The 15,822-nt window shown below is 66.3% G+C and carries 7 protein-coding genes; all 7 read left to right on the top strand.

The features are described 5' to 3' along the window. Nucleotides 1-4: 4 nt before the first annotated feature. The 7 genes from KF857_07705 to KF857_07675 all read left to right on the top strand — a co-directional run bounded on the left by KF857_07705 (nt 5) and on the right by KF857_07675 (nt 15,819). Nucleotides 5-1,237: a type II secretion system F family protein gene (locus KF857_07705; GenBank protein ID MBX3111879.1), complete on the top strand. Its 1,233-nt coding sequence runs from the start codon at nt 5-7 to the stop codon at nt 1,235-1,237. 119 nt (nt 1,238-1,356) lie between these two features. Then, entirely contained in the window at nt 1,357-2,424 is a 1,068-nt protein-coding gene (locus KF857_07700) for a prepilin peptidase (GenBank protein MBX3111878.1), read from the top strand. 58 nt (nt 2,425-2,482) lie between these two features. Further along, the gene (locus KF857_07695) at nt 2,483-3,376 is read left to right on the top strand and encodes a prepilin-type N-terminal cleavage/methylation domain-containing protein (GenBank protein ID MBX3111877.1); all 894 of its coding nucleotides are present in this window, start codon (nt 2,483-2,485) and stop codon (nt 3,374-3,376) included. Between the two features lie 49 nt (nt 3,377-3,425). After that, on the top strand, nt 3,426-5,534 hold the full coding sequence (locus KF857_07690) for a prepilin-type N-terminal cleavage/methylation domain-containing protein (GenBank protein ID MBX3111876.1): 2,109 nt from the start codon (nt 3,426-3,428) through the stop codon (nt 5,532-5,534). Nucleotides 5,535-5,539: 5 nt separating this feature from the next. After that, nucleotides 5,540-7,720: a prepilin-type N-terminal cleavage/methylation domain-containing protein gene (locus KF857_07685; protein MBX3111875.1), complete on the top strand. Its 2,181-nt coding sequence runs from the start codon at nt 5,540-5,542 to the stop codon at nt 7,718-7,720. Between the two features lie 15 nt (nt 7,721-7,735). Continuing rightward, nucleotides 7,736-11,074 carry a hypothetical protein gene (locus KF857_07680; protein ID MBX3111874.1) on the top strand — a complete coding sequence of 1,113 codons (3,339 nt, stop codon included), beginning with the start codon at nt 7,736-7,738 and terminating at the stop codon, nt 11,072-11,074. After that, nucleotides 11,071-15,819, top strand: a complete 4,749-nt coding sequence (locus tag KF857_07675) for a hypothetical protein (GenBank protein MBX3111873.1) — start codon at nt 11,071-11,073, stop codon at nt 15,817-15,819. The genes KF857_07680 and KF857_07675 overlap by 4 nt, the downstream gene beginning before the upstream one ends. Nucleotides 15,820-15,822: the final 3 nt, after the last annotated feature.

Below are 15,822 nucleotides of genomic sequence, written 5' to 3'. Positions count from 1 at the left end.
ACCCATGCCCGTCTATAGCTACACGTTCAAGGATGCGACCGGTGGCCTGCAAAAGGGCACCGCCGAAGCTGAGTCGGAAGAGCGGCTACGTCAGCGCTTCACCGAGCAGGGGCTCGAGATCGTCGAGCTCCAGATGATCAAGAAGGGGTCGACGCAGAAGGCGCGCGGCTTCGGCAAGGTCAAACTCAAAAAGCTCGCCGTCTTCTGCCGCCAGTTCTCCACGATGGTCGACGCCGGCGTGTCGTTGGTGCGGTGCCTCGACGTGCTCTCCCGCCAGACGGACGACCCCAAATTGAAACGGATCCTGTTGGACATCGGCGAGAAGGTCGAGGGCGGTGAGTCGCTCAGCCGGTCGATGCAACGGCATCCACGGACGTTCAACAACCTGTTCATCGGTTTGATCCGCGCCGGCGAGATCGGCGGTGTCTTGGAAGAGTCACTTCAGCGACTCTCTGAGTTCTTGGAGAAGGACGTCGCCCTTCGCCGCAAGGTGACTTCGGCCCTGACCTACCCGATCTTGGTCATGGTCGCCGCCGTCGCGATCGTCATCTTCCTTGTCACGTGGGTCGTGCCCCAGTTCGCCAACCTCTTTAGGGACATCGGCCTGAAGGATGAGGACTTCCCGGCGATGACCAAGTTCCTGCTCGACTTGAGTTACAACCTGACGAGAAACGGCCCGATGATCGTCCTCGTCGTGATCGCGGTGATCTTTGGCTATAGACTCTTTGTCAGCACCCGGTTCGGGCGGAGGACGATGGACCGCATCAAGTTGCATGTCCCGGTCTTCGGCCCCCTCCACCACAAGGTCTGCATGACGCGGTTCTCGCGCACGATGGGCACCCTGCTCACGTCGGGCGTCCCTATCTTGCAGGCGATGGAGACGGTCGCCGGCACGGTGGGCAACTCGATCATGGCCGACGCGGTCCTTGACGCCCGCGCGCGTATCCGGGAAGGTGACCGGATCGGCGACCCCCTCGAAGCCAGCAAGATGTTCCCGCCGATGGTCGTCCACATGATCGGTGTCGGGGAGGAGTCGGGTTCGCTCGACTACATGCTGCAGAAGATCGCCGACTTCTACGAGTCGGAGGTCGAGGCGACCTTGTCGTCGTTGACGGCGGCCCTCGAGCCGTTGCTGATCGTCTTCCTTGGCTTTGTCGTCGGCTTCATCGTCATCGCGATGTTCATGCCGCTCATCAAGGTCATCGAGAAGCTCTCCGCCGGCGGCGGCGACGAATAAAGCCCGGCCCGCCCGGAGTCTTCGAGCCCTCTGCCCTGGGAATCCAGGCAGAGGGCTCCGATTTTTACGAGGGCGGGTATCCTTCGCGCGGGCGGGGGCGCCACGGAGGGCGTTGACAAATGTTTCCCGAATGGACGAGCCTGTTGGGCTTCTGGATCGGGGCTGCCATCGGCAGCTTCCTCAACGTCGTCATTTACCGGTTGCCCCGCGGCCTCTCCATCGGCGAGCCGACCCACAGTTTTTGCCCTTCGTGCAAGAACCAGCTGTCCTGGGGCGAGATGGTGCCCATCCTCAGTTGGCTGATCCAGCGCGGCAAGTGCAAGCAGTGCGGCGCGCCGATCAGCTCCCGGTATCTGGTCGTCGAGATGCTCAACGGCCTTTTCTGGGCCGTGCTTTGGCACCAGCACCTGGTCATGGGGCGATACAATTCGCCTTCCGAAGTCGTCTGGGCGGTCGGCTACATGCTTTTCGCCAGCGCGCTGCTCTGCGCGATCTGCACCGACCTGCAGTACTACATCATCCCCGACGAGGTCAACGCGGCGATGCTGGTCGTCGGCCTGGGCATGAACGTCGCCTTCGCCGCCCTGAAAGACCCGGTCGCGTGGACGGGTGGATGGCCCTCAAGCGTCGTCGGCGCCCTGGTCGGGACCGTCGTGCTGTGGGGTATCGCCTTTTTGGGCCTGCTGCTCTTCCGAAAGGACGCCATGGGGCATGGCGACATAAAGATGGCCCGCGGAATCGGGGCCGTGCTCCTGTGGCAGAACGCCGTCGCCAGTTTCGCCATCGCGGTGGTGCTTGGTGCGGTGCTCGGCGTGGTCATGATCTTGGTCCGCCGGCAGGTCGAGGCCAAGCGGGCCGCCGAGCGGGCCGCCAACGGCGAGACCACGACCGAAGACGAAGACGACGACGGGCCGTACGAACCCGAGTCGCTGGGATCGTTGCTCTTTTGCGGCCTGGGCTATGTGCTGTGCGTGGACGTCGTCGGCCTGTTCTTTCCCCGGCTCTACGAGTGGTGGTTCAAGGAAAACCCACGGTCCACCGAAGAGATCGTGGACCAGCCTGAGGTAGAACCGACGATGATCCCGTTCGGGCCCTACCTGGCCGCGGGGGCGTTGGTCGCCATGGTTTTTGCTGGCACGTTGCAGCAGGCCATGGAAGCCTATGTCAAATATGTCACGGGAAAGTAGGCGGAACATATCGGCTGTAGATGTCGTCAGAGTCTGCGGCAAAGAATCAGAGGACACTATGAAAGGCAAGCGGGCGTTCAGTTTGATCGAGCTCTTGGTGGTGATCGCCATCATCGCGATCCTTGCCGGGATCATCTTCCCCGTGTACGCGAGGGCCAAGGACTCGGCGAACCGAAACTCCGACATGGCCTCGTTGAACAACCTCCGGTCGGCATTGCAGCTTTACCGCGCCGACCAAGGGGGCTATCCACCGGCCTTGCTGGGCTATGTCACCCTGTACACGACGGGGCCAGAGGCGGGCAACGTCATCCCGGCCGACCGGCTGAAGGGCTACCTCTATCCCAAGCGAGTCGACTCGCTGAAGACGTTCACCCCGGCGTACAACCGCTCGGGCACGACGGTCACGACCAAAGCGGTCTTTCCCCAGGCCGACCAGTCAGCGGTCGGCTCGGCCCCGATCCTCGACCTGAACGGTGACGGCATCGTCTCGAACGCCGACGACGTGGCCGGGGCGCGCCAAGCGTTCGGCCCCGGTGACGGTGACGTGTGCTGGAACAGCACCGTCCTCGCCGTGGCGGCGGGGGCCCGGTGCGGCGGGGTCGACTCCAGCCCTCTGGACTTCTACGCGCTGAGCGGGTACGACGCCGCCCAGGTGCCGTTGCCCGGCTCGGGCTCGCGCACCGAGTTGCGCTACACGCGCTTTTGGACGAACTACGCGATCGGGGTGGGCGGCGGCGTCGGTGCGCCCGACGACGACCCGCGCCAGCTCGGCTATTCCGACCCTCCGGAAGACACCGTCGTCACGTGGGACAGCTACTTCCGCGACTATGCGTCGGCGGGCGTCCCCAACGCGGGTCGCCGCGACATCATCCTCTTCGTGAGCGGGAGCGCGCGTCCTTGGGACACGCTCGCCCTCGCCAACAACTCTTGGCGGCTGCGACGGGCCCGGTGACGGGAACACGAAAGCAGCCGGTGCGGTCTGCAGATTGGACGGTTTTTGTATGGCAAGTGTCGTGATGCGCCGGAAGAAGCGTTCAGGTACCACCCTGATCGAACTCCTGGTCGTGATCGTGGTCTTTTTGGTCGGGATCTTGGCGGTCGTCCAGATCTTCCCGACGGGCTTGGCCACGCTCAAGACCACGGCCGGCAACACCCTGGCGAACTCCCTGGCGAAGTCGGAGACCGACCGGATCCAAGGTCAGTCCCAGCAGATCCCGGAAATGATCATGCCCGTCAACTTCATCGGAAGCGGCGCGTTCATCTCCATTGACAACGGGGCGGACTTCAACGACCTCAAAGCCCCGCTGGACGACGTGGCCAACAACATCGGCCGGATCGACTCCGACGGCAACGTCATCATCGGCGGCATCGCCGCCGGCAAGTGGCCGAAGCTGAGCGGCGCGAACCTTTTCTCCCGCGTCATCGGCGAAGGGCGGCCCGTCCCCGCCCCCCGCGTCGTCGGCACCCAGTTCGGTAGCCTGATGCAGTTGCTTTTCGCCCCGGTCTACTACAGCGTCGACCCGGGCACGGGGATCGGCCGGGTCGGCCTGCTCCAGGTCTACGGCAACGACATGGTCGGCCGTGACGGCGACCGCGACTTCGGTATCCCCAACCCTCGGGGCACCCGGTTCCGCGACTATCAGTTCTTCACCGTCGCGGCGGAGAACGCCACCGAGTCAGACGCCTCGCCGTTCAACGGCGAAGACCAAGTCTGGGTGAGCTCGATCCGAAGCGCCACGACCGGTAACTACCTGAGCCAGACCTACCGCGTCGCGTTCAGCTTCAATTACGACACCGGTTCGGGGATCAGGCAGTTCGACGTGATCGTCTTGGCCCAGCCGGGCGACGCCGCCTACGTCGCCCCGGACACGATTTCTGGCGGGGTCTACGACGGCCCCTACACCGTCATCTCCCTCAAGCGCCTGATCGCCAAGTCAGGGCTGTACGGGGGCGGCGGGTTCGATCCGGCCAGGTTTGTCCACGCCGACCTCGCCTCCGTCCGCGTCCAACGCGTCTATGACGAAGTCACCACGACGGCCGCTTGGGACGCCGGCAACCCGTACCAGTACAAAGTGCTGAGTTCCAACCTCGGCGCGGTCCTCGTCAACCCGAACGCGTCCTTGACCAAGGTGCGCGTGGCGGGCGGTGCGACCGTCCCCCTCGTCGCCCAGGCCGACTACACCGTCTTCGACTGGCGCATCATCCGCGACGAGTTCCGGGTCCCCGCGACCGGCTCGGTCAAGCTGGTCGTCAACTCGATCAAGCCACGCTCAGGCACGGGCCCCGACGGCAAACCGAACCCGGGCCTGGGCTCCGACATCCCGGGCGACAAGTCGCTCTGGACCCCCGACGCTGCCGGCGTCAACGGGAGCCAGGACTTCATCCTTCAGGACGTCGAGTCCGGTGGCGTGATCCTCGGCAACAGCCAGACCGACACCCATAGCTGCTATTGGGTCGACAAGTCCAACGGCGTGGTCAACTTCCGCAGTGTCGCCGGGGGTGGTGTGCTGATGGCCTACGTCGCCTATCCGACGGGTGACCCCGACAACCCGTGGGCGGCCGACCTGAACAACCCTGTCGACATCGCCGGGCACAGCGTCCGCGCCCTCTACATGGCCCGGGGAGAGTATGCCGTCCAGGTCATGAAGGCGGCGAGTTCTTACCGCGTCACGTTCCCCGGCGCGCCCAGCGGCCTGAAGGCCGGCGAATGCACCGTCGGGGGCAGCAACGGGTGGGGCTCCCCCAACCGGTTGTACTTCTCGCTTGCCGACTACGGACAGAAGGTCACCGTCGGCGAGATCTGGGCCACCGACGGCTCGACGACCCAGCCCCTGTTGGACAAGGACCTCCTCGTCGGCGGGCGGGAGACCATCGGCGGCGTGCCGCTGGCCTACTACCAGCTCCCCGTCGGCCTGACATTTGACTTCGCGACCAACGGCTACTCCGTCCGCCGGGTGCGCGGCGCCTCGATCAAAGCCCGTGTCCTGTGGAACCCCAGCTCCTTCCAGTTGGGCACGGACCAGGTGCAGAACTACCAGAACTTCATGACCTGGGCGCAGTCTTGGCGCAAGGTCACGACCGAGAGCTTCGCGGCGGGGGCCAAGGACTGAACGACATGCGTGCACGACGCGCCTTCACGCTCATCGAACTCATCACGGTCATGGCGGTCACCGCCATCCTGCTGACCATCATCGTTGTCCCCGTCGTCCAGAGCTTCAACCTCACCCGGGCGGGCCAAGGCTTTGCCGACGCCCAGTCCAAGGCGAGGACGCTCATCGCGCGGGTCCAACGCGAGGTCAACAACGCCGCCGCGGTGCGTGACAACACCAATCTCGCGGGGATGTGCGCCGTCCACCTGCCTGGTCTGGACCGCACCGACCGCCGGTTGCTGTTGCCGTTCAGCAAGCTCGACATCTTCCCGCCCGCCCAAGGCGACCCCGGGGCGCGGGTCGGCACCGCGTTCATCGACCCGGACACCGGCAAGGTCGACCCGACCCTGAAGGCCCCCAAAGGCCAGGCCGTCCTGCCGGTCGGGGCTGGCGACACGATGGTCCGGTATTTCGTCGCCCTGCGCGACCCGTTCTCGCCGTACAACAACCCGTGGGTGACCTACAAGAACCCGGGCGGCGGCACATGGCTGGCGGGCACGAGCGGCCAGGACAACCTCTATGTCCTCTACCGCGCCGAAGTCCCCGTCTACAAGTGGGTGAACATCGGCGGGACTCCGACGAGGGTCGTCAATTCCGACTACTTCTATGACCTTGACCGGGACGCGGACCCCAACACCTCCGGCCCGGGATACGACGACCCCGACTTCATGGACCCGTCGGTCGCGTACCCGGCTTACGCGACGGCGATGCCCTATGACCCGGCCAATAAGGGCGCGATGGTCAACAACTGGCTTCGGGCGGCCCGGATCGTCACCGAGATCAGCCGCTACGACATGGTCTTGCCTGAGGTCAACAAGAGCAACGGCAGCGTGCTGTTCGACGCCTCGGGCAACCCGGTGGTCTCCAGCACGGCGCGGTTCCAGCCGACCCGGGTCTCCAGCGAGCCGAGCAAGGGCATGCTGGCGGTGCGCAGCGGCGAAGAGAACGACAACGCCCAGAAGATCGGGCCGGACGTGTACTCGACCGAGCACGCCTCTTGGGCCAACGCGACCGTCCAACTGTGGCCGAGCCGTGTCCCGACGACGTGGGGTGCGGGCGACGCCTCGGCCGGTGCGGTGCGCCCGGCCGCCGACCCGTCCGTCGGCAGCCTGGTCCTCCGACCTGGCGTGACGGGGTCGCTCGTCCTCAGCGGGGTAGGCGGCTTCACCGGTGACTTCTTCGACGCGGGCGCCTACATGCGCATGAAGTCGGCCGGCGCGGCATACCCGTTCACCAAGGCGGTCATGGCCGGTGCCTCGACCACGCCCGACCTCTTCCTGCCCGTCGTCCCTGACCCGCGCTCGGGCAAGGTCTTGGCGAGCTTCCCGATCCAGGAGTGGGGCACCGACGAGTCAGTGGCGTGGGCGAACCGGGTGCCGAGCTCGGGCGCCGACCCTGGCCTCGACACCGGCCCGGCCGTGACCCCGGCCGACGCCTTCTACAAGTCCGGCCCCGACTGGTACACCTTCACCGGCATCAACGAGCGGTATGCCCGTCTGTGGAACCAGTGGGAAGGCCTGTGGCCCAACCCGGCGCAGGCACCGGCCAAAGAAGGCCCGTTCGGCGTCAAGCGCTCGATCTATCTCGGTGAGTATCCGCAGTGGGGCAGTGGCAACACGATGGGACCGCTTTCTCCCGGCTTCGGGTTCCACCGGGCCTCGGTCACGCCGGGCAGCGACGAGGTCTACGGCCCCGACCAGACTCCGGGCCCCAACTACGGCCGGCTGGTGCGCTACACCCGCGTCCCGAACGTCGAGTCGATCCCCGTCGGGCCGAACCAGTACAAGATCAACTACGTCGACCGCAAAGAGCCGGACTGGGCCGGACTCTTCGGGTTCGGCGGCGTGAACTACGACCCCAAGGTCATGAACTTCACAAGTTTCCTCTCGGGCGTGCTCCAAGAGCGCTACCGGGCGGGCTACATCGAGCTCAACAGCCGCTTCGGCGAGCCGATCCCGGCGGGGAACATTTTCGTGGCCTACCGCTTCCAATTCACTGAGCCCAACGACGCCGTGGCCGTCAGCTACGACTCGTCGGAACTCATGGAGGTCGTCTTGACCATCCACAACTATCCGCAGACGACAGTCCCCTATCCGCAGATCGTGACGGTCCGTGGCACAGTGGCGGTCCGCAACGCGGTGAGATAAGGCGCTTTGAGGAACATGGACATCCAGCGACGGAGACCGATTCAGCATCGGCGGCACGCCGGCCAGACCCTGGTCATCGCGATCATCATCTTGGCGGTCTTGCTGATCCTTGGCCTGGCCTTTGCGGGCGTGGTCAGCGGCAACATCAGCGGCGCGAGCCGTTCGGCCAAGCGCACCGTGACCGAAGACTTGGCCCATGCCGGGGCCGAGTACGCCCACAGCCAGATGCTGAACTCGGCGCTGGGCGCTGACTGGAGGCCCGACCCGACCCCGCCGGCGATGAGCGGCAACTTCACCCGCGACCCGGACGCCTACTACACGAGGCCCGGCACCTACATGCAGGTGACGCCCGACCCCGCGCGGCCGACGATCCAGATCACCGATCTGGGCGGGCCCGACTACTTGGGGCCCTACTCCAAGCTGAGTTTCAGCCGTGGCCGGGCCTTGGTCCGGGTGCGCTACGCACCGTCCGACTATGACGCGTTCGCCGCTCCGACCGGCAGCCTGCGCCAGCCTGGCGCCGCACGCGCCTACACGATCATCGAGTCGGTGGGCCGCAGCGGCCAGACGACGACCGACGGTCGGGTCGACCCGAGCCTGTTGCTCGGTGACTCTGTCCAGATCCTCGGCCTGCCCGACGCGGCCGCCCTCGCCGCCGCCGTCGGCAAACTGAAGGCGGCCGACGCCCAGGTGACCGACAGCAAGAAGCTGACCGCCCTCGCGTCCATCGGCATCGTGGAGTCGGCGATGTTCATCACGAACAAAGACAAGCAGACCCGCGCCGCCGAGATCGGGGCGCCGTCCACCCTTCCTGGGTCGCCGTTCTGGAACAACAACACCAACGTCGGCGTGACCTACGAAGGCACCGACGTCCGTATCCCCAACGCTCTGGGCGAAGACTTCGGCGCCACGTCTATGCCGGGCAGCACCGCTGACTGGGCCCAGGTCCCCGGTCTGAGTTCGCTCTACAGCAACGCCGACGTCAAGTTCTACGGCTCGACGAGCTTTGTCCTGAACCGTGCCCTCGACGAGAAGCTGCTTGTCGCCGGCAAGGTCACCCCCGGCAACGACGCGGCGAGCCTCTCCATCAAGAGCTTCCTCTATAACAAAGCGGCGGACCAGTTCCAGCTCGACGCCGCCGGTTCGATGACCCTGGTCGGCAACGCGATGTCGTCGGACAACCCGCAGTTCACCACGGCCAAAGGGGCCCTGGTCGACAGCAACAAAGGGACTGACGCCGACGGCTACATCCGGAGCGTCCCCTACAAAGACCCCCCGCTGATCGACCGCCTGGACCCGGCGGACAACCGCAACCGCTACGAGAACCTCACCCGCTCGAACGGCCGCCTGAACGCCGACGGTTTCAACGTCGGTTCCTGGGGCTACGGCCGAGGTGTTTACATCGACTCGCCGGAGCGGGGCAACCGTCAGACGGAGGAAGACCGAGAGAACCTCGACCCGTCGAAGGCGCTCCCCAACGACTGGCTGAACCCCAACAACGCGAACAGCCGTGGGTGGCAGGGCCCGTACTACATCCCCGTGGCGAGCTACGTGCTCTTCACACCGGACGGGTTCGTCATCACCCGCGACTCGCGCTCCCGGAACAAGTTCTGGCGCTATCCGGAGACCGGCGGCACGACGTGGACCGACCCCGTCAACGGCCAGCCCCGGGGCAACGTCAGTTCGGTCCACTACTGGACGCGTTATGTCGCGGCGGACAACAAGACGTATATCGTCAACGACGTCGAGGCCCCCAACTTCAACCCCAACATCTCTGACAACGCGTTCAAGTCTTGGACGGTCAACGGCCGCGCCGTGGCCCAGGAGTTCAACGGTGTCATCCTGGCCGCGGGCGACGTCCGCACCCGGGGCGTCATCCCCACCGACGTGCAAGTCACCCTTGTGACGATGGGCACCGCCTACATCGAAGGCAGCCTTGTCCGAGGGGTCGTGGGTCGTGACGCCGCCACCGGCAACGCCTCCACGTTGGGCCGTCCGAGCCACTCGGCCCTCGCCATCCTCGCGAAGGACTACGTGACCCTGAACCCGACGCAGTTCTTTGCGCCGGCGCCGGGCGAGAGCCCGCAGGCCAAGAGCGGCGAGGGAGTGGCCGACACGCCGAACCCGGTCGAACTCGACGGCACCCGCTCAAACCTCCGCCTCATGGCGCAGTTCCTGCTCAACCCGGTCAGCGCCAACCCGTCGAACTGGTTGCCGTACATGCGGTACTACGCCGAAGGCGGTGCCGCGGCGGGTCGTCCCATGGTCTCGCGGTTGCTGTTCTCGGTCGCGGCCGACGACGGTGGCCCGTCCTTTGCCTCGCTGGACATCTCGACCGGCACCTTTGCCGACAGCTCCCCGTCGACGGGCACCTACCTGTGGCCCGCCCGGTACAACTTCATGGGCTCGTCGGGAGTCTATGCCACGGAGTACTTCAACGACGCCGGGTCGTTCTTCACCCCGCCGCCGCCACCCGCCCCGCCCGCGCCGTGGAACGTCCCGGTGCTCGGGCTCGGCGACGCCGGTGTGAACGCCTATCCGAAGTTCATGACCGTGGCGACGCCCCTCTACAGCCCGCTCAACGGCTCGTACTTCAACGCCTACAGCCCGCTGACGCGGAAACTGGTCTCGACGGGCAGCAACCCCGAGGGCCTGTACGCGCTGTCGATGCAGGACCCGACCTTCTTCGACCTGCGGTTGAACCCGGTCGGCGGCGGTGCGACGAAGAACTGGCTCGTCAGCCGGACCGCGGTGGCCCCGTTCGACGTCAGGGTCGAGGCGTGCCTCTACGCCCAGGAAGGCTCGTTCTTCGTGATCCCGGGCAACTGGTTCAACACGAACCCGCTGGACACGAGGCCCCGGTTCGAGAGCCGGGTGGTCGCCCTCGGCGGTAACACGACGACCGTCAACTACGGCGGCGGCAACGCCCTCGCCCAAGCCCAGCTTGAACGCTACCAGCAGTACGGCAACTCGCCCGAGGTGCCGTTCTACGGGGAGCCGCTCGACGTGCGGATCACCATCGTCGGCGCGATCAGCCAGAACATGCCTGCGCCGGTGAGCCAACAGGCCGAGTGGCTGAAGAAGTGGGGCTGGATCCCGCGCCGGTTCGCCGCGACGGGCACCTACTCGCCGCAGATGCACCTCGGCACGGTCGACCCCAACGTCGCCGCGTCCGTGGCGCCCAACCTGAAGTTGATCTATGACCCGATGCTCGCGACGGCGGGCGTCCCGGCCGACGCGGTGTCGCCGGCCCTCGTCCCGGTGAGGACCGACGCGGCGGGGAGGCTGTTGCCCCCGATGCCGCGGCTGCCGGTCTCACCGACCCTGGCCTTCTTTGGAGACGTGAACCCGTGAACGTAGCACGCTATGTCCTGAGCCTGGCCCTGGCCGCGTCCGCGTGCCTTGGCCTCGCCCAACCGGTCACCTATGCGACCAAGACGAAGTCGGTGCAGGCCGGTGTCCTCCTCGTCGCGAGCCAGGTCAACGGGGGCCAACTCTACAACCCGACGCCGCACGTCTGGGGCCAGCTTGACCGGGACACCCGGGTCAAACCGGCGGGACTCTCGTTCGACAACCCCATCGGCCAGACGACCCTCACCGCCGCGGCCGCGCAACGCTGGGGCATGCCCGCGAACAGCTTTCGGCATTTGACCAAGCGTGACGCCCCCTACTGGGAGGTCGTCCTCGGCGACGTCAGCGAGTCGACCCTCGCCCAGTTCGACGTCCTCTCCCTGACCGTCCGCAACGGCCTCTCCCTGACCCCTAGCGAGCGTGAGAAGCTCCGCCGGTTCGTGGACCAGGGCGGCATCCTCTGGATCGACTTGTGGCCCAGCGGAGCCTTCGGCATCGACCCGGCCAACTCGGGCCCCGTCCTCTTCACCACGGCTTCGGACAACGGCAACCTCTTCGCTGACCTCGGCAACCAGTTGTTGCGCTATCCGAACGCGCTGAACACGACCGACATCAACTACCTGCGCGACCCGAGTGTCGCCCAGACCCTGGTCCTCGCCCTGCCGACGACCTCGGTGAACCAGGTCATGGCCGACTTCACCGAAGGGTTGCCCCGCATGGGCAATGTCGTCGCGACCTCGGCCGGCGGCGTGGTCGGTCTGGCCCGCATCGGCTCCGGAAGCGTCGTCATCACCACCCGTGGCGTCACCGCCAACTTGAACCGTGGCTTCGACCCCAACTCGCCCGGTTCCGGCTGGTCGGCGAACACCGGTTTCACTTCACTTCTGCCGCCCAACGACAACTGGTTTTCTGCGGCGGCTAAGTTCGCGTTTAACCTCGTCAACCTGTCGAGTGACTTCAACAGCCAGGCGGGCGGCGCCCGCCGTTCGAACAGTGTGCGGCGAACCGTCCCTGCCCCGCTCATCGAACGGTTCAAGGTCGGCGGGTCTTACACCAGCCTGAACACCCCGGCGGTCGCCAAGGGCAAAGTCGTCGTCACGAGCGGCTCCCGCATCGCGGCGTTCCTCGCGAACCCGTCCGAGGGCACCCCGGCCAACGCCACCGACCCATATGTCCAGCTGTGGCCGACGGTTGACGCGGGGGCGACCCTCTCGTCACCGGTGATCGTCGACGTGCCGAACACCACCCTCGGTGACACCGAACAGATCTGGGTGCTCGGCTCGGACGACACCCTGCGTGTCTTCTCGCTCAAGACCGGGACGCTCCTGAAGTCCATCAGCGCACCCGCAGGGGGCACCGTGCCCTTCGGCACACCCTTCGCGCCGGCCGTCCACGAGAACTTTGTCGTGGTCGCCGACAAGTCGTCGAGCGACAGTTCCGGCCGCCTCTGGGCCGTGAGCGTCATCGACGGGGAGAACCCCGGCAGCACGTCGAACCCCTGGCTGGTCAAGGGCGTGGGCAGCCTCTTCACGCCCACGGCGACACCGACCGTCGGCTACATCCCCATCCGCGACAACTCGAACGGCGCCGACCGCGTCGTCTACACCGCGATGGACTCCGACCCGGCCAACAACCGGCCGTGCGGCATCAGCAGCACCTGGCTGAGCACCCGCGGTGAGTCCCCTGGCGCGGGCCAAGTCTCCCGGACCGGCTCCCAGGTGACCATCAACCTCCGGGCGAAGTACACCAACCTGCCCGTCTTGCTCGGAAGCAGCCCGTTCGGCCTCCACGTCACCGCCCTCCGCGCCAACGGCGCGCCGCTGACCCAGGCCGAGATGGAGACGTATTTCACCAACACGGTGATCCAACCGAGTCCGGGCACGGTCGAACTTTCCCTGTCGGCGGCGGGCGTCGCCTCGGGTCTTGACTGGGACGGCAAGGCGACGACCAACCCGGCCGACGACATCGGGTTCCGGATCGACTACACCATCGACTGGAGCCAGAGTTCGACGGTCGATCCGCGGAGCTATGTCCGTGGCAACCTCAACTTCGTCGACAACTCGTTGTATTCGCGAAAGGTCATCGGTAGCCCAGCCCTCGGCACAGACGGCCACATCGGCGTCACGGTCTCGACAACGACCAACGCGGGCGTGCCCGGCGGCACCTTCTACAACCTTGTCGAGAGCGGTCGCGGCGTCTTCGACGTCAAGACCCGCTACGACCTGTACAGTTCGATCAGCACCGGGTTCAACGTGCTGGGCCAAGGCAACGTCACGTATCCGCCGTGCGTCACCGACGAGGACGACCTCGTCAAGAAGCTCCTCTTCCTCGGCGGCTCGTTCATCCTGGACACCCCGATCACCAGGTTGCGGTTCGCGTCCGCCCCGGCGGTCATCGGCGACACCATGTATTGCGTCGCCAGTGGCGTCAAGACGGTGTTCGGCCAAGGCGTCCCGACTTCGGTGGTGTTCGCGTTCAAAGCGAACCCCGATCCGGTGCAGTTCGAGGTCGAGAGCCCGGCCCCGGCCGCGGGCCAGCCTGAGCCGCTCCTGACCATCCAACAGCCCGACCTCGCCCGTAGCCTGAACCAGGCCAATCCGACCGCGTTCAGTGCGGTCGTGACCGGCGGTAGCAAGGTCAGCCTCAACCGGTCGCCTGGGTCAAGCCGCGTCCGCGTCACACTGGACAGCCTGACCGCGTCGTCCAACGGCACGATGTCCTCGTGCATCTCGACGAACTTGCCTTTGGTCATCAAGCGGGGGACGACGTCCACCGACCAGCTTGTCCAACCGGAAGCGTCGGCGACGTGGACGTACGGTGGCGCGAACTTCACGCCTGGCTACGCGGCAGGGAAGTTCAGCCACCTGCAGTGGTACACCGTGCTCAACGGCTACGCGGCGTCCACCGGGCCGCTCGTCACCGGCCAGACGATGTTCATCGGCGGGGCGAGCATCCTGCCCGGGTTGCTCGTGTCCGGCGTCCCGTCGTTCCCCTTGCCGACGAACGGCCTGATCTACGGCATCGACTCTCAGATCGCGGGCAACGACCCCTACCTCTTTGGCAACTCCCTCAAGCCGTGGGAGAACCAGCTCTACGCGGTCAAGGGTGTCGTTGCTCCGAACAGCTTCGTCGGGGTGAGCATCGACCCGGCGTTCCGCTGGCCTCAGACCAACGGCATGGAGGACGTCAGCGACTTCCGCACCCGTATCTTGCAGGCCACCCTGCCCGACCCGGTCGCCTTGACCATGGGGGCTGGCGGCGACGTGCTGAGCGTCCTGGGCCAGAGCACGCTGCATGCCTTCAGCCGCAGTGAGTTCTTGGTCGCCGACGCTGGCCGCATCGGGCGGTGGGACGCCAACGGCAACCCGCTGTGGACGACGGACACGACCCTGTCGGCCGGACCACGCCAGCCCGTGACCAACGCCAACAACCTGCGTCCGCTCTCCGACCCCGTGCGTGTCTATCCCGCCGACTCCAACGGATACTGGGTGGTCGACGCCGGATCGGACCAGGTGATCAAGATCGACGCCGCGGGCCGCGAGCTCCGCACGATCAACCGGCTCCGCCTGCACCCGCAGCGTGTCCCGGCTGGGATGGTCGACAACGAGTCGCTCAGCCTGAGGAACCCGCGCGACATCGCGACCTTCACCGACACCAAGTCGATCGCCGAGGTCGCCGCGCTGTTCCCGGGCGAGGTCCTGCGCCAGGCCCCCACGCCCGAGCGTTGGGACCACGTCTTGGTCGCCGACTCCGGCAACAACCGGGTGATCGAAGTCGTCGATCGCTACCGCTTGGACAGCTTCGGCCGCGTCCTCGGTCCGGTCCGCTACAAGGTCGCGGGCGGGGTCCCCGATGACGAGGGAGACGGCTACACGACGGCGCAGAGCGTCATCGTCTGGCACACGCCCGAGGAGTTCTCCGGCAAGCTCTACAGCTACAACAGCATCGGTCGAGTCGACGTCGGCTCGGGCGCCGGCCGCCACACCGTGTTCGCGTTCGGCTTCGGCAACATCCAGCCGGGCAAGGTGACCGTCGGCCTCGACGGCACCGGCCAGGACGTCGACCGCCACAACGGCTTCGGCGGCATCGTCCTCTACGACGGTGGCAACACCGAGGTGATCAAGCAGTTCACCGTCGCCGGCGCGGTGGCCGGCCAGTTCTTAGGTGAAAACCCGCCTGGATCGGGAACCTACTCGTTCAACTTGCCGTCCACCAACCAGGACGAGCACGTGGATCAATTCGCGGGACTGAGGTCGACCACGGTCCGCTACGTGGACATGGGCGGGACACCGACGATCGCCATCATGGTGACGGTCAGCTCCGGCGTGTACGAGATCGTGAAGGACACGTCGAACCCCGGCGCACCGGTGTGGCGCGCCCGGTGGATGTTGCCCAAGGAAGCCTACGTCGGGATGCGCCGCCCTCGGACGGCGGGCCCGTACTCGGCGGCCGACCTCTCCGGTAACCCCGCCCAGTTCCGGCCCACCTATGCCCGCCGGTTGGAGTCGGGCGACGTCCTGATCGTCAACAACTACTTCGGCACTAAGTTCGGTTCGAACGCGGAGTTCAACGGCGAGGTCGTGCTGGTCGACGGCAGCTTCGCGTCGGGGGCCACGGGGCCCCTTGACCCCGGGTTCGGGTTCAACCGACCAAACCTTGGGTTCACCGCGACCAGCGTGAAATTCGAGCTCCCGCCAGTGTCCGGCACCCGTGGACTGGTGTCCCCCGTCTTTGCCGAACGGCAATAAGCA

The sequence above is a fragment of the Fimbriimonadaceae bacterium genome (assembly GCA_019638795.1).
Taxonomy (GTDB): Bacteria; Armatimonadota; Fimbriimonadia; order Fimbriimonadales; family Fimbriimonadaceae; genus JAHBTB01.
Note: the sequence above shows the minus strand (reverse complement) of the source record. Positions and strands in the feature narration are given on the sequence as shown.